Annotated in this window: 13 protein-coding genes; 6 read left to right on the top strand and 7 right to left on the bottom strand. The window is 38.2% G+C overall.

The window, feature by feature from the left end; all coding sequences use genetic code 11:
- A partial coding sequence (locus tag ACYQ1N_RS07155) for an LPXTG cell wall anchor domain-containing protein (RefSeq protein WP_459834366.1) occupies positions 1–399 on the top strand: 399 nt, incomplete at its 5' end.
- Positions 400–502: 103 nt separating this feature from the next.
- Here ACYQ1N_RS07155 and ACYQ1N_RS07160 read toward each other — a convergent pair.
- Positions 503–676 carry a DUF362 domain-containing protein gene (locus tag ACYQ1N_RS07160; protein WP_459834368.1) on the bottom strand — a complete coding sequence of 58 codons (174 nt, stop codon included), beginning with the start codon at positions 674–676 and terminating at the stop codon, positions 503–505.
- 276 nt (positions 677–952) lie between these two features.
- Here ACYQ1N_RS07160 and ACYQ1N_RS07165 point away from each other — a divergent pair, with 276 nt between their 5' ends.
- Positions 953–1,768: a DNA alkylation repair protein gene (locus ACYQ1N_RS07165; RefSeq protein WP_459834370.1), complete on the top strand. Its 816-nt coding sequence runs from the start codon at positions 953–955 to the stop codon at positions 1,766–1,768.
- Positions 1,755–2,546, top strand: coding sequence for a type III pantothenate kinase (locus ACYQ1N_RS07170; protein ID WP_459834372.1), 792 nt, complete (start codon positions 1,755–1,757; stop codon positions 2,544–2,546). Before ACYQ1N_RS07165 ends, ACYQ1N_RS07170 begins: the two co-directional genes overlap by 14 nt.
- A gap of 106 nt (positions 2,547–2,652) precedes the next feature.
- On the opposite strand, the gene ACYQ1N_RS07175 is transcribed toward ACYQ1N_RS07170, so the two are convergent.
- Together ACYQ1N_RS07175 and ACYQ1N_RS07180 are read right to left on the bottom strand one after the other, a co-directional pair.
- Positions 2,653–3,996 (bottom strand): sensor histidine kinase, encoded by a 1,344-nt coding sequence (locus tag ACYQ1N_RS07175; protein WP_459834374.1) that lies wholly within the window; start codon positions 3,994–3,996, stop codon positions 2,653–2,655.
- Complete coding sequence (locus ACYQ1N_RS07180; protein ID WP_459834375.1) at positions 3,996–4,721, bottom strand: response regulator; 726 nt, start codon at positions 4,719–4,721, stop codon at positions 3,996–3,998. The genes ACYQ1N_RS07175 and ACYQ1N_RS07180 overlap by 1 nt, the downstream gene beginning before the upstream one ends.
- Positions 4,722–4,892: 171 nt before the next feature.
- Between ACYQ1N_RS07180 and ACYQ1N_RS07185 the strand changes: the two genes are divergently transcribed.
- Together ACYQ1N_RS07185 and ACYQ1N_RS07190 are read left to right on the top strand one after the other, a co-directional pair.
- Positions 4,893–5,468 carry a hypothetical protein gene (locus ACYQ1N_RS07185; protein WP_459834377.1) on the top strand — a complete coding sequence of 192 codons (576 nt, stop codon included), beginning with the start codon at positions 4,893–4,895 and terminating at the stop codon, positions 5,466–5,468.
- Positions 5,469–5,708: 240 nt separating this feature from the next.
- Positions 5,709–7,550 carry a clostripain-related cysteine peptidase gene (locus ACYQ1N_RS07190; RefSeq protein ID WP_459834379.1) on the top strand — a complete coding sequence of 614 codons (1,842 nt, stop codon included), beginning with the start codon at positions 5,709–5,711 and terminating at the stop codon, positions 7,548–7,550.
- Between the two features lie 192 nt (positions 7,551–7,742).
- On the opposite strand, the gene ACYQ1N_RS07195 is transcribed toward ACYQ1N_RS07190, so the two are convergent.
- The 3 genes from ACYQ1N_RS07195 to ACYQ1N_RS07205 form a co-directional block, all read right to left on the bottom strand.
- A complete protein-coding gene (locus tag ACYQ1N_RS07195; protein WP_459834381.1) occupies positions 7,743–8,945 on the bottom strand; it encodes a cell wall hydrolase in 1,203 nt (400 codons plus the stop codon).
- A gap of 317 nt (positions 8,946–9,262) precedes the next feature.
- Complete coding sequence (locus ACYQ1N_RS07200; RefSeq protein WP_459834383.1) at positions 9,263–10,516, bottom strand: ammonium transporter; 1,254 nt, start codon at positions 10,514–10,516, stop codon at positions 9,263–9,265.
- Between the two features lie 177 nt (positions 10,517–10,693).
- Positions 10,694–11,347, bottom strand: coding sequence for a TIGR01906 family membrane protein (locus ACYQ1N_RS07205; protein WP_459834385.1), 654 nt, complete (start codon positions 11,345–11,347; stop codon positions 10,694–10,696).
- 190 nt (positions 11,348–11,537) lie between these two features.
- Between ACYQ1N_RS07205 and ACYQ1N_RS07210 the strand changes: the two genes are divergently transcribed.
- Positions 11,538–19,613, top strand: a complete 8,076-nt coding sequence (locus ACYQ1N_RS07210; protein WP_459834387.1) for an InlB B-repeat-containing protein — start codon at positions 11,538–11,540, stop codon at positions 19,611–19,613.
- A 154-nt stretch (positions 19,614–19,767) separates the two neighbouring features.
- Here ACYQ1N_RS07210 and ACYQ1N_RS07215 read toward each other — a convergent pair whose 3' ends face one another.
- Positions 19,768–21,039: a sensor histidine kinase gene (locus ACYQ1N_RS07215; RefSeq protein ID WP_459834389.1), complete on the bottom strand. Its 1,272-nt coding sequence runs from the start codon at positions 21,037–21,039 to the stop codon at positions 19,768–19,770.
- Between the last annotated feature and the right edge of the window lies 1 nt (position 21,040).

Genomic DNA, 21,040 nt, shown 5'->3' on the forward strand with positions numbered 1-21,040 from the left:
TTGGATGCGGACGGAAATGCTGTTTCCGATGAAGAGAGCGGCAGCGGAGACATAAATGACGTAATGTACAAAGAAGCAAGAAATATATCGGGATATATCCCGGATTACGGCTCCAAGAACATTACTTTAACAAACGCCGACGGAACCAATATATTGGAATTTGTATATCACAGAATACCGGACGACGTAGGGGGAGAGACATCTGATAATACACCGGAGTCCGATATTAAACTCAGTGATTCAAAGTCCTCAAACAGCTCAAATATTTCAAATACCGACTCACCGAAAACCGGCGATAATACGATGAATGCGCCGTATGTATCATTGATTATCGGATCAGGAGCTGCGGCCGGAATTGCGTTATTTATACATTTAAAGAGAAAAAAGACCGAAAAATAATATCTATTGATTAAAGACTGATAAGAACATTATTTAATAACTAATCAGGAATCATAAAAAAACACCTGACGGAAAAATTCCGTCAGGTGTTTTAATGTCCGAATTATTCAGCAGGATTAGGAGCTGCAACAGGACAAACAGAAGCGCAGGCACCGCAATCGATGCAGATATCAGGATCGATTACATGAATGCTTTCACCTTCTGTAATAGCGTCTACAGGACATCCTGCAACACATGCACCACAGTTAACACAGCTATCATTAATTACATATGCCATAGTAAAATACCCCCAATGTCATACAAATATTTATTTCTTACTTGAAATTCATTATATCAAGTAAGAAAAATAATGCAATAAGTTGTCAAATGCTAACTTTTAAAAATTTTAATTAAATTTTTTTTGATTAAAAAACAAAACGGTCATGTAATATATTTATATGTATATGAAAATAAGAGTATAAATATCATCATTGTTTTGATATATTAATCTAAAACAATACTCTGAAAATATTAATTTTAAATGGGCAAAAGTCCCGCACACTACGGTCAAATTATGGAAAAAATAATAAGAGAAGCGCTTTTGGGATTGGCGGATGAAAAGAATGCAGCGAACACGGACGGACTTATAACCACGGAGCATAAACCGGTGTTGGGGGTAAGACTGCCCGTATTGAGAAATTATGCACAGAATATAATAAAGATAAGAAGATATAATGAATATCTCAATGACGAAGCAACAGACGAGTATCTTGAAGAGACACTGCTGAGAGGTCTTATTATAGGTTACGGCACGGTAAGGGAAAAGGAAGATATAGTAACGGCATTGGAGCTGTTGGATGAATATCTTCCGCTTATAGATAACTGGTTGATTTGTGATACGTTTTGCAATACATTTAAGATTGCGGGTTTTCCGGAATACAGGGAAGAAGTACTTAACCATATTATATTTTTTTTAAAATTCGGTTCCGAATTTGCCGAGAGGACCGCATTTATAATCTTTCTTAATCATTTGCTTAAATATGACTCAAAAGGCAACCGGTTAAGCAGATTAAAGAGTGTGACTCTTAAGGATATTGAATATACGGACAGGGAAAGCGCAATGTTGGATAAATTTCTTCCGTTTGCGCTTAAAAGTTTGGAGGGCAGGTTCTATTCTCAGATGGGAGCGGCATGGTTTTTGGCCGAAGCATTTAATGTATATCCGGATAAGATATGGAAACTGCTTCAATCCCGTAAAAACATGGGATTGGATAATAAAACATATTTACTGACTCTCAGAAAGATTACGGAGTCGAAGATACCCTGCAATGAAGTAAAGGAAATGATTAAACAGCTTAAAATGTCAGAGGCGGATAATGAGAAACAATAAAAGAGGGATGATACTCGCAGTAGATATAGGCAATTCAAATATTGTTATCGGTTGTATGAACAACGATAAAATATTTTTTAAAGAGAATATTGAAACAAGTATAAGAAAAACAAAGTTAGAATATGCAATTATATTAAAGACGTTATTTGAACTTAACGAAATAAGTCCGGAAGAAGCGGACGGAGCAATAATATCAAGCGTTGTGCCGCCTTTGACCAATGTAATAAAGAGCGCCATAATGATGACTGCGGATATAGATCCGATTGTAATAGGTCCGGGAATAAAAAGCGGAATAGCAATAAATATGGACGATCCAAGGACCGTGGGAAGCGATCTTATTGCAACTGCGGCCGGAGCGGCAGACGAATACGGTGCACCGGTTATTATAATTGATATAGGAACCGCCACAACCATAACAACTGTTAATGAATCCAAAGCATATATAGGCGGAGTGATTATGCCGGGAGTTCAGGTATCGGTGGATTCTCTGGCCTCAAGGACTGCTCAGTTACCGAGAATCAGCATAGATGCTCCGGGCAGAATAATAGGCAGGAATACAATAGAGAGTATGCAAAGCGGTATTATATACGGCAACGCTTCATGTATTGACGGTATGATAGAAAGATTTACCGAAGAGATGGGGCTTGACGAGCCGATAAAGGTGGTTGCAACGGGAGGCATGTCAAATATTATTGTTCCGCACTGCAAGAAGGACATAATCATAGATCAGGATTTACTTCTTAAGGGTTTGAGAATTATATATAATAAAAACATTTAACGAAAAAGAGTCTTTTAAACGTATGGGTTAATGAAGAAGGATAAATATCCTAATCATATAAATACGTTTAAAGGACTCTTTTAATATTTATACAACAGTAAAGTGTTTAATCCTGCAATGCCATGATAACGGAAGTCCTGCATATGCCGGAGTCGAATGAAAGCTCGAAAATACCGCCGTTTTCGTTAACAATTTCTTTAACGGAATCAATACCTATGCCAAGCCCTGCGTGTTTGGTAGATATGAGACTACCGTTCGAATCAGTGTCCGGCTTGTTGACATATGAATTGTCAACATTTAGGAATAACATATTTGATTTTGTCTTCATATGTATATTGATAAATGGCTTGTTGCTCTCATCACCGGTTTGCTTTAATGCGTCGGAACATGCATCCGTAGAATTCTCCAATATGTTACCCAGCATAATGGACAGCTTCTCCGAAGGGATATTCAGAAAATCAGGTACATCTATTACGGCATCAAAATCTATATTATTATATTCCGCAATATAGCTGTAATATGAAATGATTGAGTTGACGGTGTAATTCGTTGTATATATAACGGATTTTTCGCTGTCAAAACGATGGGCGTATTTCTCAAGATAAGCCTTTAATTCATCCAGTTTACCGTCTTCAAGATATGCGGACATAATTATGGCCTGGTGTCTCAGATTATGCTTTGCCCGTCTGGCGTCCATTATCTTTGCTTCAATGTTCTTATATTGTAACTGTTGAAGTTTATATGTGTTGGCTTCTTCTTTAAGAACGGAAATCTTGGTTTGAGTAATCATGAAGTTTGCGACTATGTGGTAAACCAGGATTGCTCCGAGGTTTATTGCAAGCAAAAACAAAACATTTATGGGATTTATGGCAATTTCCGTAGGCGTGAGCGGAACAAGGTACAATAAATAGTACCATGTAACATGAAATGTGCCCGGAATTAACCAGATATACTTCCATGAAGCTTTGTATTTTTTATCCTGTATAATAGGCGTGAAATTTTTCCTGGCATATATAAACATCGGTATGAGTATTATAAAGTCAACTATTATATTACACAGCGAAAAAGTCCATCTGTTTCTTTGCATGGCATATGCCGGAAATAACATGTTTTCAAGACATTTGCCGGACATAACCGTGAGATTGCCTATATTGGAATATGCCAGCAGTACAAACAGAATTTTGCCGGGATGGGCCTTTACGGCAATTATATAAAACAAAAAATATATTATATATCCCACAGTAGTAACAACGGCTGTTAAGCCGCCGCTGTTAAATGTTGCGGTAAATCCCATTATGACCTGAATGACCGACAGTCCGGAAAAAAGCAATATTGTTTTGGCTTTTCCGAAACGAAACATATTTTTAAAATGGTAAAGTGAAAGCAGCGCAAAGGGAAGAAAATTAACCATTGAGTAGATTATGACTTCAAAAATACGTAAAGTATTCATCAATAATGCACCTCTTTTTTCATTTGTTCAAAGCAGAATCTCATGTATGCTTCCTTTGCCTCCTTTGTTTTTCGTACGGCAATGGGAACTCTCGTTTTATCACTCATTATGAATACATTATTTTCCATATCGGATACTTCGAAAAAATTAATCAGACATCCCGTTATGGGAGAATATATGTATTCATAATTTTCAAGCAGTGATGCGGCTTCCGAAAAAGACATCCTAACCTGTATGGTATTATTGTTTTTCATAAAGAAGGTTACTATATGATTATTGTAATCCGTGTGTATTAAATTGTTCGGAAGGATTAATGTTCCGTTGGGAAGGTAAACATGTGAATATTCTTTGAGCCTGTCTATGTGAAGTGCATCAAACATATCTGATATGTTTTTTTGAGTTGCCGGTTTTTTAAGATACCAATTGACTTTCGCATGATAGCTTTCGGTTGCGAATTCGTTGCTTGAAGACAATAGGACAATAATTACATCATTGTCTGACTCTCTTATTTTTTGAGCTATGTCTATACCGTTGTTATCGTCAATGAAAATATCGAGAATGATAATATCGTACTTGCCGTGACAGAATTTCGAAAGAAAATCGTGAGAATCTTTAAACACATCTATGGAATTTATATTAAGAAATCTTTTTTCCGCTTCGTTAGTTATAAGTTTTTTTGTATTAATTAAATCAAAATCATTATCGTCTACTATTGCAATATTCATAATATGTTCCTCAGTTTTTCAACTATAGTACCACTGTATTAGTTTACAATACTGATTATAACTTAATTGTCGAAAAAAATGACGATTAAGTTTGTTAATATGTACAAAATATATAAAATATTAAAAGTAAATAAAGAATTTATTTGTTTAATGTTAGATGGGAGAAATAATATGTTAAAGAAAAAGATTTTTGGTATTGCGGCTGCGGGAATTCTTGCTGCTTCTACATTTGCTGCATGCGGTAACGGCGGTTCAAAAACTGAGGAGACTACAGCTGCCGAAACAACAACGGCTGCAGAGTCCGGAAGCACTGATACACAGCAGACCGCAACCTTTGATATTACAAAGGTTACTGCCGCAGATATAGTTGAAAACGGTACTGTAGGCGGTACAAGCCCTGTTGACGGAAGCAAGATTATGTATTCAAAAGTTGTTCAGAACGGACAGCCATATGAAGTAATTATCGGTTCAAACGCAAATGGAGAAATTAATCAGCTTTTGGTTCTTGAGAATGCAACAAGCGAACCATCCACAAATCCTCAGGGAGTTCCTGTTACAACAATAAAGGGAACAGACATTTATACAAAGCAGGAGTTTAAATTCGGATTGGCTAACGATAACGGCAAGATTACTATTGTAACACCTGCATCCGAGAACAATACATATGAAGGTTCAATTATAACGGACGCTAACGAAATAGCCGGCGATATTGCTAAGGCTGCACCTCTTGCAGGAGCTCAGCAGTAATCGTTTACAGTCTTACAGCCTTGTAATTATTAAATTGAGAGTAAGATAATGATCAAATAATATAACCTGCTTCGAATAAAACCCTATAAAATAACCTATTTGAAAAAAAGTCAACCAAGTGCATACCGGGTTGACTTTTTTTATTCCTGAAAATTCAAACAGGCGTTTATGGGGGAATATGCATTATAATAAACTGCATTTTAAAGTATTGCTTTGGGGATATATTAAGAAAGGGGAAATATGAAAAAAAAGGGATTAGCCTTATTGGTTTCGTCCATATGCGCATTGTCGCTTGCGGCCTGCGGAAGCGGAAGCGGAAATGACGGTAATAAAACTTCGGGAGATACATGGTCAATATTTGTATATATGTGCGGTTCCGACCTTGAGAGTCAACACGGAATGGGTACTTTGGACTTACAGGAAATGATGTCGGTTGCCGACAATCCCAATGTAAATGTATATGTGGAAACAGGAGGAAGTTCAGTTTGGAACAGTGACGTACCAAATGACAAGCTTACCCGCTATAAAGTCGAAAACGGTTCTCTTCAGCAGCTTGAAGTATTGGATAACGCTTCGATGGGGGATGCGGAAACACTTAAGAGCTTTATGGATTGGGGAAAAGACAATTACGGTTCCGATAAAAACATGCTTGTTATGTGGGATCACGGAACAGGCGTAGACGGATTGTGCGTCGATGAAAATTACGGCGGAGATTTGTTATCACTTGAGGAATTAAAAACGGTTATGGACTCAAGAGATTACGGATACGAGGTTATCGGATTTGACTGCTGCCTTATGGCAAACATAGAAACTCTCAATATAGTAAAAAACGACGCTAAATATATTGTTGCTTCTGAAGAGACGGAACCCGGAGGCGGATGGTCATATGATAAATTTATAAGCAATATTGCGGCAAATCCGGGTATGTCCGGAGCGGATGCGGGCAAGAGCATCTGCGATACATATTATGAGCAATGTCAAGAACAGGGTGTGGATTCAATGATAACATTATCGGTTGTGGACACAGGCAAGCTTGATAATGTTAACAACGCCCTGGGTGACTACATGGGATATGTTAACGGGTTTGTAAATAATGCCGAAGAGTACGGTAAATTTGTAAGAAGTGTCGGAAAGACTGAGAATTACGGAGGAATTTCCAGCGATGAGGAAGGATTTTTCAACCTTTTTGATATTGTGGGAATAGCGGAAAAAGCGGGAAATGTTCCTTCGGATAAGAAAGATAATCTTGTAAATGCCGTTTCCGATGCTGTCGTATACAGAATAAACGGATCGGGCAGAAAAGGATCTAACGGAATATCAATATTTTATCCATACGTATTTTCGGAAAGTGCCGAAAATACCGTCAATACATACGGATCCGTTGCCGATTCGGGCAATTACGGCGTTCTTTTGGAAAATATAAAGAATGAGAACAGTGCAAACACGGTTGCGGATGCGACAAAGTTAACCGTTGAAGAAGAACCGTTTGCGGATGAAGACGGATATTATAAAATGAAATTCTCCGAAGATTCTATCGAATTACTGGATGATGTCGTATTAAATATATATATTCCTCTCGAAGACAACACGATATGGATCGGTTCGGACAGACAGGCTGACTTTGATGAAAATACAGGTTATGTGACCGATAACTTTAACGGATTTCTTCCTATGTTAAACGGTGAATATATATCATATTATGTATATGATGCGGGAGAAGATTATATATTATATAACGTACCGGTAAAACTTAACGGAAAAGAAACTACTTTAAAACTCATGTGGGAAAAGAGTGATGATGACGGCGGAAAATATACCATATTGGGTACAAGAGACGATACTGTCAATGAAAAAGAAATTACTCCTCTTAAGGCGGGAGATAAATTAGTACCGTTATATTACGTATATGACGCCGAAGGAAATAACCCTCAGACCGTTGAAGGTGCGGAGATAACCTGTACGGGAGAGGATAAGGTAGAAGATGTTGATGTAACAAAAAACTCCGATTATTATATTTCATTCATGTATAAAGATATTTACGGCAACAGCAAAGAGAGCGGCTTGCTGCATGTGGAATATTAATAATAAAATAATTCTGATCGGATGATTTCGTTTATGCGTTAAATTGTGATATTCAATATATAAAAAACCTTCGATATTTGTGTAAAATGTGCAAATATCGAAGGTTTTTTATATACGCTGCCGTTAAAAATACGGAACCGGCTTGAAATAGGATACCGGTTGTGTATGTTAATAATATAAGTCATATTCAAATCAGTAATCATATAATATATGGTTTCCGATTATGGTATAGCTCGAGTAATTATTTGTTTTCCCGGTGTACATATGGAAGAAATGATAAGGAACATTTCGCCTTCCGCCAAGCACTTCCTTTGCCGCCTGTATACAGTCTGAATCGGCGAGTTTATTTGTAAGCGCGAGTTCAAAGCGACCGCTTGCCACGGGAGTAAATTGTCCTCTTTGATATATAACGCCGGATATGGTATTAGGGAAATATGAACTTGCAACTCTGTTCATCACAACGCTTCCGACCGCAACCTTTCCTTCGTAGGGTTCAACACCCGCCTCGACATATATTATTGCCGCCATCATATCCAGGTCTGATGCTGAATAGTCGTATGACGGGACGTTTGAACTGCCCGAAGAGTTTCCGGAATCCGATGAGACATTATCGGAATTGTCGGATGACTGACTGTTATTTTCGCTGTTCTGACGCTCTGCCTCTAAAGATGCAAGGTATGCCTGCCTTTCAGCTTCTTCTCTTGCCCGTTTTTCCTCTTCCAGTTTAACTTCATAATCCTTAGCCTGAGCCATCAGCTTGTTGAGAGAGTCTTCCGATATGCGAAGTTCCGCGGTTTTATCCGCAACCATGTTTTGAAGACTTTCGGCTTCGGCAACAGCCTCGTTTTTTAACTGATCGAGAGCCTTCATTTCTCTTGTTACCGTATCTCTTTTATCCGCGACTTCTTTTATTATACCGGCAAGCTTTGACAATTGATTTTTATCATAACTTACGATGCTTTGAACATACATGGTTCTGTTCAGAAAATCATCGAGATTCGATGATGAAAACAGTACATCATATACAGATTGCCTTTGATTTTCGTATGAATATTGAATTCTCAATTTCATTGCTTCATACATTTCTTTTTGCTGTTTTTCAAGATCGGAAATCTGACCGGATATATCGGCAATTTCATTTTGTTTATTGTTTATGTCGGAAGTCAGATTTTCGATTTTTTTACTTGAATTATCTATTTCGCTGCTGAGATTGCTTATATCGGAAGATATTCCGGATTGCTTTTCTCTCAATTCTTCAATCAGCTTATTGGTATTATTCAGACTTTCTTCAAGTGATTCGGAGAGGGTCTTTTTTGGAGCGTTGAATATACTCGAAACGGATATGCCGAAGGCTGCAATTATTATAGCCGTTAATTTTATGGATTTATATTTCAACTGTTCCCTCCTTGAATTTATTTATTTGATTTAATTACACATTTTAATATTGGAGTATTATAACATATTTTTATCAGCGCGCAAAAAGTCATGTTAATATCAGCCTGTATTTTGTCAAATGTAACAATCAGCAGAGTGTATTGCCGTAAACCGGAATAATATGAATGTATACGGGAAATATCAAACCGGCACGTTGATAAATGAATTAAAGCTTTTGGATAACGATAATCCGAGTAAGAAATTTTGTATACAGACGGATAAAGACTAAAAAAGGAACTTCGAAAATCGAAGTTCCTTTTTTATTAAAAAGATTTTAATTAATCTTCAACTTTATATTCAAATGCAGGGTAAGCATCTTCACCGTGCTGGTTGATATCAAGACCTGCAACTTCTTCTGAAGGATCAACACGAAGTCTTGTGAAGATTCTTGTGATAAGAAGAGAAATTGCCGTCATACCTGCTGAATAACCTGCAGCAATAGCTGTTGCAAGTATCTGTATACCGAACTGGTGAACACCGCCGAATACGAGACCGTCGCCGTAAGCAACAGTAGGGTTAACTGAAGCCTGGCAGAAAAGTGCAAGACCTATACAACCCGTGAAACCTGCCATACCGTGGCAGCCGAATACTGACATAGGATCGTCGATACCGCCCTTTGCGATAGCCTTTGTTGTAAAGTAGCAGATTGGGCTTACAACCGCTCCGATAATGAAAGCAGCCCATACAGGAACGAAACCGCAGGTAGGAGTAGCAGCCACAAGACCGCATACGAGACCTGAAGAAGCACCTACGATAGTAGGTTTTCCTGTAGTCGCAATGTCAATTATAGCCCAAGAGCAAAGAGCTGTTGCAGCCATAATGCATGTTGTTAAGAATGCATGAGCAGCCAATCCGTCGGCATGAAGGCTTGAACCCGCATTGAATCCGAGCCATCCGAACCAAAGAATGCTGGCACCGAGGAATACATAAGGCTTGTTGTGAGGCTCGAAAGACTTCTTACCGAATCCGTCACGTCTGCCCAACATAGCGGCAAGTACGAGACCTGACATACCTGTGGCAACCTCGATAGGGAAACCACCGGCAAAGTCAATTACTCCCATCTGCTGTAAGAAGCCGCCGCCCCATACCATATGTACAAGAGGGAAGTAAACCAATACAGACCAAATCATTGAGAATACGAACATTGCGCCCGCTCTCATTCTTCCTACACCGCCACCTGTTACAACGGCCGGTGTAATCATAGCAAACATCATCTGGAATATTACATATGTAATAACAGAAATAGATGATGATGTTCCGTCGATAGATTCGTAAGGACTTAATCCCATGAGGAAGAAGTTGTCAAATCCACCGATAAATGCATTAGCGCCGCCACCGTTTGAGAATGATAATGTGTAACCAAAAACAACCCAAAGCAATACGGAAAAGCCCATGATGCCGACACTTGCCATCATTGTGTCAATTACGTTCTTCTTGCGAGCAAGACCGCCGTAGAAAAACGCAAGACCTGGTGTCATAATGAAAACCAATGCTGCACAAATGAGCACGAATCCATTACCCGCAAAATCCATGTTTTTATCCTCCTTTTTTATTAAGGTGTGCCGCCTGAAAATATAAAAAATGTATAAACGGTAACCTGTAAACATTTAATAAATTTTAACAAATACAGATTAAATCGTCAATGCCAAATGCATTTCAGAGATTGTTTTTTAGGTTAAATATTGAATTTTGCGCTTATGAATTCTGTTTTACGGCTTTTTAGATTTTCGTTTTGATTTTTTGGATTTGCCCATTCCGAGGAATAAAAACAGAATCCCCATACCTATAACGATAACCGCTATAAGAATAAAAGCATGCATAAAATAATCTTCCGGGAGTATGTTAATAATCGGATCTTCTTCAGGGTAGAACAACCAGTAATCATTTCTAAAGGCAACTTTGTGAAATGAAGTAAACAGTGAATCAAAGTTTACGGCGGACCATATTCCCAGACAAACAGGAAGTGCAAGAGTTATTATTCCCGCAATTCTGAAAAAAATTGTGCTGTGTTTTTTCCTATAAATATATATACTCCACGGAATTGCAACGGCAGCCGTTGAAGGAAGAAGTATCTGGAAAATGACAAATATGTTTTTTACTTCTTCAAAGTGAATTTTCCCGGTTGCGGACATAGCCAGATCGGGAAAAGAAAGTTCACCACGATTAAAGATTGACATGTAATTTATAAGTGCGTTGTAGTTACGATATATTAAATCCGTCGAATAACCTGACTGCCCGGGAATATCCAATGCGTTTACGTCAAAATAATAGAGCGGCGTAAAAAACACCGTAAAAGTAACGGCTCCGCTTATTACCATAATTGTCAGAATAATCGGCAGAATTATGTTGTGTGCATATTTCATTTGTCAGCTCCTAAATACAGAATTTGGGTTATTATAGCACAATTATTTTATAAATATTTTACAATTTTACAAATGAATACAAAAACGTGAAATTATGGGCAAAATGCATAAATATGCATTTATTCTTGTGATAAAATATAAATATGTGATTTTGGGATGTGTATATCTGAATATTTGGGGAGGAAACAATATGAAAAGCTTAGACAGTAAAACGGGCGTAAGCGGTTTTTTCGGAAAGAGACTGTTTATTGCTCTTATTGCGGTATTGTTGTCTGTAATTTTGGGACTAACATCGGTGGCGGTAGTCACCGTAAGAGCAGAAGATAACAATGATACTTTGATTACATATGACAGCCCGGACAGTAAGGCATGGTCTAAGATAGAAATTTTGGACGAGTCCAGAGAAAATGTTGTAATGGATGTTTTAGCCAACAACAAGAATAAGCCTTATCTTGAACAGGGTAAAACATATTATCTCAGGGCTTATGTAAAAAAACCTAAAAATGCTACAAGATTCCATTTCCTTGTGGGCGATACAAAAGATAAGGGAATTACGGCGACATATAACGGCGTAAAGGTAGTATCACCTCCCGGAGGCGCAACAAATACGGGACCTATGGAATCCAATTCATTTGATTACTTTTACGAAAGAAAAGATCTTGATGATCCAAAATACGGGTATAACGAAACAAGTACTTCACCTGTCAATAAAAGAACTTTAAATGACGGATACTGGGAATACGGAATAAAAAGTTCAATAGCGACAAATGAAGAATATGAAGTCCTGATAGGATTCGAGATTGATCCGAGTGCATATAACAATGTGGATGTCATAGACGGAGCGATTCATCTGTATATGTCTGACGGAAATCATAATTATACCGATCAGATAAGCATCAATATTCCGGTTGAGAAGAATACTTCATCAACTTTTCCTACGGGTGAGGGAAGCTCTCAGATGACTCCCGGAGGAGTTTTCCAGAAAGGCGTTTCCATCTCGGCAAGTAACCTTTCATATATGTACGAAAAGATAGAATTCGACTTTGTGTACTCAAAGGAATTATCTTTTGAGGATTTCGGTTTTAATGATCAGTATGTAAAGTACAGTTATACCGGAGGAAAGATTACAATAGGCAATCAGGAGTCCGTACCGGGTTCATCTGACATGGTGAAAAGACATATAGTAGTTCACAATGGTCTGATGAATAATCTGATGTATTTAAATTATAAAGTGCGCTTTCCCAAGGACTCCGTAAAGATAGGAAGTACTTATGAGACGTATTTTTCAAACGGTACAATTAAATATTACAATAATGACATTACGGAAAGCATTCCGGGAGACGGAAAATATTCATATACAATAGTTGATCCTACGCTTGAAAAAATCTCATACCGTGCAACTGACAGAACGGTTTATAATGCGACTGAACAGACGGAAAATTACATGACTCAGTTTGGAAGCCTTGAGATAAGTAATGATCTCAGTAATGAATCTGTTAAAAACAAAGTGCTTGAAGTCAATTACAATAAGAATAAGGCGAATGCCGAAATATTGGCAATTACCGTTCCGGTCGGATCATACGGTCTGGAAGACAATAAAGAAAAAGATCAGATAATATATATAACCGGAACAGATGAAAACGGTAATAGTAAAACGGTTACTTTAAACGGAAGTGATCTAAGTTACAGAAATTATCTCTTTAACGGATGGCCGATATATTATTACAGAATTACGGCAAAGGATATAGGGCTTAAAAATATAACATATATGAAAACATATATGGGAAAAATATTACCTCTTTATCATACGACAACGTGGGACGCATATTGGTCTACAGGAGGAGCGAATGCCTGTGCGGCGTTTGGAAGATTCACAAGTGCAGATCCCGGAATTGTGGTAACCAATGAATATAAAATCTACAACGAACTGGCTGAAGACAGAGAGCTTCCTAAGGGAAACGTTACGATTCCCGTAACCGTAACGGGAACATCCGATAACAGAGTTGCGGCATCCGGAGGATACAGCATATACAGTATAGATAACAGAGGACGAGAGACATACATCGGAGATAAACCTTATATACCTGCCGGCGGCAAGGTAAAGGGAGTTATGGATATAACTCCGTACGGTACTATGTGGTTAGCTGAAACGGACGGTAAAACCAACAGTGACGGTGTTTATAAACCTGTTCAGTCGGCAAACGGAACGTCTGCTATAATTACCGATCCGGAGATGTATCTCATACTTCCTCAGGGTATAGATATATCAGACCTCAGTTTCTCTCTTAGTAAGAGTAACCAGTTTAATATGCACAATTCGGCCGACAGAGACGGAGCAAAGTCGTCGGATTTGAACTTCTCGATTGAGAGCGTTCCTAATACAAAAGACGATAAGAAAATATACAAAGTTACGTTTCCTAAAGATACGGTCATCGGATTGTATGATGCGGACGGTAACATCACAACATTAAGGGTTAATATCACACTGTCTACCGTAACGGGACTTCCTACAGATGGATACAGATGGAATGATCTCGTACAGATTAAGTCATCCATGGACACGACGGGAATGGTATATAACGACGCTAACAGCATTGGTGCGACCAATAACCTGAGACCTGACAAATACGGTATCAACGGCGGAAAATATTTGCTCGGAGTTACAAACGGATCTACTGAGAAAAAATTTAATATCCAGCAGTTAAGCGACATACAGGTTGAAGATTCCATAACCGTAACGAAGATCAACGGTGTTGACGTGTCGGATAATCACTGGTTCGTTTTGAATACGGTAGACGGAAAATACGATGAAAACAGTATTGCCCTCTTAGGTAAAAAGAGCGAAGGACAGTTGAAAATACAAATCCGTAATCAATCAGATTCCGCAAGCGGGGCGTATAAGACATTTATACCTATTCCGAAAGAGGGGACTTCCCTCGGAACGGCATTCCAGGAAAATAATTTCGGGTTTACCATGTCTTTGGACTCTGCTTATATTCCGGAAGGTTTTACGATTAAATATGTCAAATTGAATAAAACGGATGTGGGAACTGACGGTTCATTTAATACGGACGGTCAATATATCGAATTAAGCGATGATAATAAAGATCAGGCTAACGCCATACTGTTGGAATCCGATTCCGTACCCGGCAATGCCAATGTCAGTGCATTATTTAATTTCAAGATTGACGATGGTAAACCTGCGGATCTTAATGTGTTCAGAACAATACACAAGTACTACCCTCTGCAGAATGATTCTGTTGCGGAGAGGGAACACCTTGATAATTATGTTGCCATGAGAGTCGCTACCGCAAGACTTACGGGAACCGTATTTCACGATACCAATTCCAACGGAATAATGGATGACGGTGAGGAAGGAATTGAAGGAATTACAGTTGTCGTTGAAGATAAAGACGGAGGTAAGAGAACGGCAGTAACAGGTGCCGACGGAAGATATACATACGAAGCCGTAAGAGAAGATGATATTACGGTCGAATTCAAAGGAAGCAATTCTGATGAAAAAATTAAAAATTACAGATTTAACGTTAAGACTGAAGGACTCAATTATTCAAATGATAAGTTAAGTGCATCGAAAACCTATGAAAGTATAGGAGAAAATGAAGAACTTAACATACCTATGAATACATTTGTATCAATAAAATACGATGCAAATGCACCTGAGAACGTAAGCGTGACCGGTGATGTTCCTAAGACACAGGAAGCAGCGGAAAATGAATATATAAATGTAAAAGGAAAGCCTGACAACTTAACCGCAAGCGGATATATGTTTACAGGCTGGAATACAAAACCGGACGGAAGCGGAGACACATATCGTGCCAATTCTTCGCTTAGGGTATCCGGTGACATAATTAAAGACGGAACAATTACGCTTTACGCCATGTGGGAAGAAGCAGAATATAATCTGACATTTGATTATGCCGGCGGCACGCCATATAAAGATGAAAATATAGACTTAAATAATTTCAAAAACTTTAAAATTAAAATAAGTGACAGGGTTGACTCTGCATCATTGTCTGACTACAAATTAGACAATTATTTAAGTGATAAACTGGCCGGGATTTTGAAGACTAAGTCAGGACTTCCGGGAAACGGAAACAATTATTTATTCCCTATAAATGATTGGGGATACGGAAACACATATCTTCCTACAAAGCTCGGATATACATTCGGAGGCTGGGACTTCAACGGATCCGGCTCAAAAAGCTTATTGGGAGACACTACATTTAATAATGCGTTTTATGTGGGTAACCGACGCGGTCCCGTTACCGACGATATAACTTATCGCGCAATATGGAATGAAAAGAAAGACTATAAAATCACATTCGATCCAAACGGCGGAGAACTTAAGTCGGGTGATATCGTATATACAACGGAAAATAAATATACGAAAGGAAATATAAGATGGACGGAATCAGACCTCGCATCTGATTATGTACCGGTAAAGAATGGATATACATTCGCAGGCTGGTCATATGACGGCGAAGTAATAAACGGAAATACACAATACAGAGATCTTGCCGGTAATGATGACAGTTCTGATAAGGTAATTACACTTACGGCCGAATGGGTAGAGAAAAATGATTATACCGTTAAGTATTCCGTTCCGGGAATGAGCATACCGGATAAAACGGTATCATATACGTCAAAGGATATTTATCCTGAGCAGGCGATTAAATCAGAAAATGCAAATGAATATTTTGCGGGATGGACACTGAAAGCATCCGACGCATCGGAATCGGATATAATAGCTTCCGATACAACATTCAAAGACCTGGTTGAAGGTGATAATAACTACATAACACTTTATCCGGTCTTTAAGACAAAGGCCGACGGTCAGGTAACCGTTAATTACAATTCAAACGGAGGCACAAGTGCAGCGTCGACTGTTATTAACAGGGATGATCAAATTAAACTGCCAACCGTATCCAGAACAGGTTATACATTCGACCATTGGGAATATGAAGGCAGAAGAGTGGATGATAACACTGTATACTCAGGTATTGAAGGTAGTAAGGATGACATTACTCTGGACGCCGTATGGAAGGAAAATCACTATTCCGTAAAATATGTTGTATTCGGAGATGACGGAAACGAGTCTGAATCCAAGACGATTGATAATGTTCATTATGAGAGTACCGGATTTGACGAATACAAAGACGGTGACAAAGTTTGGAAACCTGAAAGAGCAGGTTATACATTTGACGGATGGGTATTGAACGGTACCAAAAAAATTGTAACGAATAATATGTCATACGGAAGTCTTGCCGGAGACGAAGGCACAGAACAGATAGTGCTGGCAGCCAAATTTACTCCGTTAAATTATACGGTTGAATTTGACAGAGAAAACGGAGAGGCATCATATATCGATCCTATAAAGAATCTTAAATACGGCGATGTTATTTCCATAAGTACAAAGCAGACAAAAACAGGATATGAACTGGAAAAATATCAGTATAAGAACTCTGACGGAACAATGACGGATATTAATTCCGGAGTTACAAAGATATCTGATCTCAAACCGGAGACACAGACATTGACACTCTATCCGGTATGGTCAATAAGAGGCGGATATACCGTTGCATATGACGTAAACGGAGGAAATGCCGATAAGGTGCCTGAGAGCAAGACAAACGTATACTGGAATACGGCGGATTTACTGAATGTAAATGTTCAGCCTGAGAGAACGGGATATACACTGTCCGGATGGACATACGGATTGTCAGTCGTTAATAATACCGCAACATACGGAGAACTTGCGAGAGACGGAAACGTAAAATCAATCACATTGGTTGCTCAGTGGACGCCAAGGACAGATGTGCGTTATACGGTTGAATATTATAAAGAAAATCCGGACGGCTCATATTCTTTGGACAGCGCATCAACCGAATCCAAATCCGGAACTACCAATGAAAAGGTAAGTATTAACACATTGGATTCTTCCGTAGTTAATAAATTTGACAGATATCATATAAGTTACAACAATGCCAATAATAATCTTTCAGATTACATAAAGCCTGACGGAAGTCTTGTACTTAAAATTTATTATGATATTAACGAGGCGGAAGTTTCATTTAACCTGAATCCTAATCCTGCTTTGGAATCGGATGTTCCGGCTAAACAATTTGTTAAGTACGGTAAACATGTAACTAAAGTAAACGATCCTGTAAAAGTCGGATATACATTCGGAGGATGGTATTTAAGCCCTAATCCTTCGGATTCCGACAGACCTTGGAATTTTGATTCCGATACAATAACAGCGGAAAATTCTTCAAGCGGTAAAGTTACACTGTATGCAAAATGGACAGCTAAAAATTACACTGTTTCATATAACATAAACGGCGGTGACCCAACGACAAAACCTGCCGACAAGTCAGACGTCAGATGGAACGACAACAATCTTACGGATGTTGCCGAACCAAAGAGAGAAATGTATGAATTTGCAGGATGGAAATACGGTGACACATATGTATCAGCTTCAGATAAATATTCAGATTTGGCGCCTAACGATACCGAGAGCGGAATAGAGTTGGTTGCGCAATGGAATAAAGCGAACAGTTATTATACAGTTAAATATTTCAAGCAAAATCTCGAAAATGACGGATATACTGAAGTTGAGAGTGACAGAATGATTCTTACGGGTAAAGTCGGTGAAGAAGTACATGCGGCAGTAAAGAATTACAACCAGTATCATTTAAAAGATTCATCGGTTTTAACTGCTGTTCTGCCTGAAGAAGACACAACCGTAATTGAAGTTTATTATGATTTAAATACATATAATGTAAATTACAATCTGAACGGAGCAACAAATCCTGACGGAGATTATGCTCAAAAGACAGTTAAATACGGTACTGAGATAACTTTGGAACCTGAGGTTGCAAAAGACAAATACAAATTCATCAAATATATCGTAAACGGCGAGGATCATAAACCGGGAGATAAATATACCGTAACGGGTAACACCGATATTGTGGCGGTACTTGACAGAAAGACGGAAAGTCTGGAAGACGTGTCCGCAATGTATATCGTTGCAAGCTATAAGGAAGATATTAACGGACAGTATCATTTAGTTGATAACAGTGTGAATTCCGCACATGACCTTGTAGGAAAGACTGTAACCGCAAATGTTGAAGATATTGCACATTATCATCTCAATACGGAGAAATCGGTTCTTTCCGGCGTTATACCGGATCCGAGAGAAGATCTTTCAGGCAAGATTATTCCTATGGATGATGCGGGTCTGGAAAATATCGAAAAAACAGGAAAGGTATTAGTGCTTAAGGTATACTATGATCTCGACGAACATGAAGTATCATATGACCTCGGAGGAGGAACGAACGGTGATACGGATTATTCGGAAGTAAAAGTTAAGTACGGTTCAGAGATTACATTAAAAGATAATCCTGAAAGAGATGATTCGATATTTGAGAATTACACTGTAGACGGCGACGGCAATTCATACGAGCCGGGTGATAAAATTACAATAACCGGTAACACCGTAATAAAAGCCAACTATAACAGAAATACGACATATAAGGTTAATTATTATAAAGAGGATATGGACGGCAATTACAATCTTGTTGAAGATGACTCGACTACAAGAGCGGGAATAATCAATGACAAGGTTACGGCGGATATTCTTAATTATGATAATTATGAATTGAACAGCGAAAAATCCGATATTGAAGGATATGTTCTTAAACCGGATGCCGACGGCAACGGATTGGTGCTTAATGTTTATTACGACATCGTTAAACATAACATTAAATTCAATTTTGACGGCGGTAACTTTAATAATGAGGGTGAATTATCCGAATCCGCAAAACACGGTTCAAAATTCACGATTACCGAAGAACCGTTAAGAGACGGATATAAATTCATGTATTATACGGACGGAACCGATAAATATTACATCGGTGACGTATTAGACATGTCAGGAGATATAGAATTAACGGCTGTTTGGGAAAAGATTGATAAAGGCGACAATGATTCAAACGGCGGAAATACAGGTAAAGGCGATAATGTTTCACACGGCGGAAATGCAGGTAAAGGTGATAATATTTCAAACGGAGAAAATGAAGACGAAGAAATCAAATTGATTAAGTCCGATTCTTCCGGAAAGGCTGTAAAAACAGGAGATTATAACTACATACCTTTATGGACTGCCATAGCATCTTTATCGGTTGCCGCAGGAGTGTCGGCTGTTATTATGAGCAGAAGACGCAATGGAAAGAAAAATAAAAAATAATATATTTCCAAGGTGATTTTAATTGCCTGCGAAGATTAACAACTTTGTAAAAAATACATGTTTTAATGAATTAAAAAAGTTGCGTTGTTAAAAGGTTGAAAAACCCGCCCGTAAATCCATATGGATTTGCGGGCGGGTTTTAATATTTTACGGTTTATTTTTCAGAAAATCTGACTTTAAATGTAACAAGACCGTCATTGCATAAAACGATAATCTTTGCGTTATTGGCATCGGCAACAGCCTTTGCAATAGAGAGCCCCAGACCGTAATGACCTTTAAATTCGTGAGAATCATCCGATCGATAGAAACGTTCAAATATCTTTTCCCTTTCGCTTTCGGGAATTTCCGGACCGGGGTTTGATACGGACAATACGGGGCCGCCGGTTTCTTTTGCCAAAGAAACGGTTATATGTTTAATTGTATCCGGTGTGGATTCCGTATGAGAAATTGCATTATCAACCAAAACGCTAACAAGTTGAGTTACGCTTTTTTCATCAATAAACGCATATATTCCGTCGGGTATATATGTATCTATAAGTATATTATTTTCAAATGCCGTTGCCTCAAGCGGAATGACAACTCTGTTTACAAGCCTTGAAAGATCGGTATTGCTGCGATGAATAATTCTGTTTTCATTATTTGAAAGCTCGAGAAGTTCGGATACAAGATCATGCATTCTGTTATTTTCGTAAGCAATATTTTCAAGCCAGTTATTTTTTCCGATTTCTCTTTGAAGAAGTTCAATATTTGCAGCCATTGCGGCTATCGGGGTTTTCAGTTCATGACCGGCATCTGAATTGAACTGTTTTTGTTTTCTGTAATTGTCTTCCATGGGACGTACAATTCGATTGGCTATGTAAATTGACAGGAATGTGATTATTATGATTGCTATTACTCCGAATATCAGAGTATATGTCAACAAACGGGTGAATCCTTCGGTAAATACGGAATTATCCATAAGGCATATAATTATATCGCCGTTGTAATCATTTATCGTATATAACAAATCGTCTGCATGTGCATTATTGTAATATATATTTTTTGCGATACTTATTAATTCATCATCGGAATAGATTTGTTCGGCGTCATTCACAATAACGGATTCATTGCCGTCCTTTGAAAGCTTTACGGCATAAAACGTACCGATTTCAATGCTTTTCTGAAGGTTTTTATTATCATGTTCATATTCTTCATTATTGTGTTTGTTTTCATGGAGTGACTGTTCGTGTGACGTTTCGGAATTGCCGTTGTCATCGGAATCCAGTTTTTTGATAATTTCCTCGGATCGCATTTCGAGAACCTGACGATTTCTTGATGTTGCGGATAAATAACTTGATAAATAAACCATACCGAGAGTTCCTACAAGAACAGCGCACAGCATTGAAAGAATTGAAATTACTATTTTAAATTTTGCTTTCTTATACATA

It is taken from the genome of Howardella ureilytica, assembly GCF_054657495.1.

What these genes read in the sequence shown, in the direction of transcription:
- ACYQ1N_RS07200 (WP_459834383.1), bottom strand. Translation starts at nt 10,516, where the DNA reads ATGGATTTTGCGGGTAATGGATTCGTGCTCATTTGTGCAGCATTGGTT.
- ACYQ1N_RS07205 (WP_459834385.1), bottom strand. Translation starts at nt 11,347, where the DNA reads ATGAAATATGCACACAACATAATTCTGCCGATTATTCTGACAATTATG.
- ACYQ1N_RS07160 (WP_459834368.1), bottom strand. Translation starts at nt 676, where the DNA reads ATGGCATATGTAATTAATGATAGCTGTGTTAACTGTGGTGCATGTGTT.
- ACYQ1N_RS07170 (WP_459834372.1), top strand. Translation starts at nt 1,755, where the DNA reads ATGAGAAACAATAAAAGAGGGATGATACTCGCAGTAGATATAGGCAAT.
- ACYQ1N_RS07175 (WP_459834374.1), bottom strand. Translation starts at nt 3,996, where the DNA reads ATGAATACTTTACGTATTTTTGAAGTCATAATCTACTCAATGGTTAAT.
- ACYQ1N_RS07215 (WP_459834389.1), bottom strand. Translation starts at nt 21,039, where the DNA reads ATGTATAAGAAAGCAAAATTTAAAATAGTAATTTCAATTCTTTCAATG.
- ACYQ1N_RS07185 (WP_459834377.1), top strand. Translation starts at nt 4,893, where the DNA reads ATGTTAAAGAAAAAGATTTTTGGTATTGCGGCTGCGGGAATTCTTGCT.
- ACYQ1N_RS07180 (WP_459834375.1), bottom strand. Translation starts at nt 4,721, where the DNA reads ATGAATATTGCAATAGTAGACGATAATGATTTTGATTTAATTAATACA.
- ACYQ1N_RS07165 (WP_459834370.1), top strand. Translation starts at nt 953, where the DNA reads ATGGAAAAAATAATAAGAGAAGCGCTTTTGGGATTGGCGGATGAAAAG.
- ACYQ1N_RS07210 (WP_459834387.1), top strand. Translation starts at nt 11,538, where the DNA reads ATGAAAAGCTTAGACAGTAAAACGGGCGTAAGCGGTTTTTTCGGAAAG.
- ACYQ1N_RS07190 (WP_459834379.1), top strand. Translation starts at nt 5,709, where the DNA reads ATGAAAAAAAAGGGATTAGCCTTATTGGTTTCGTCCATATGCGCATTG.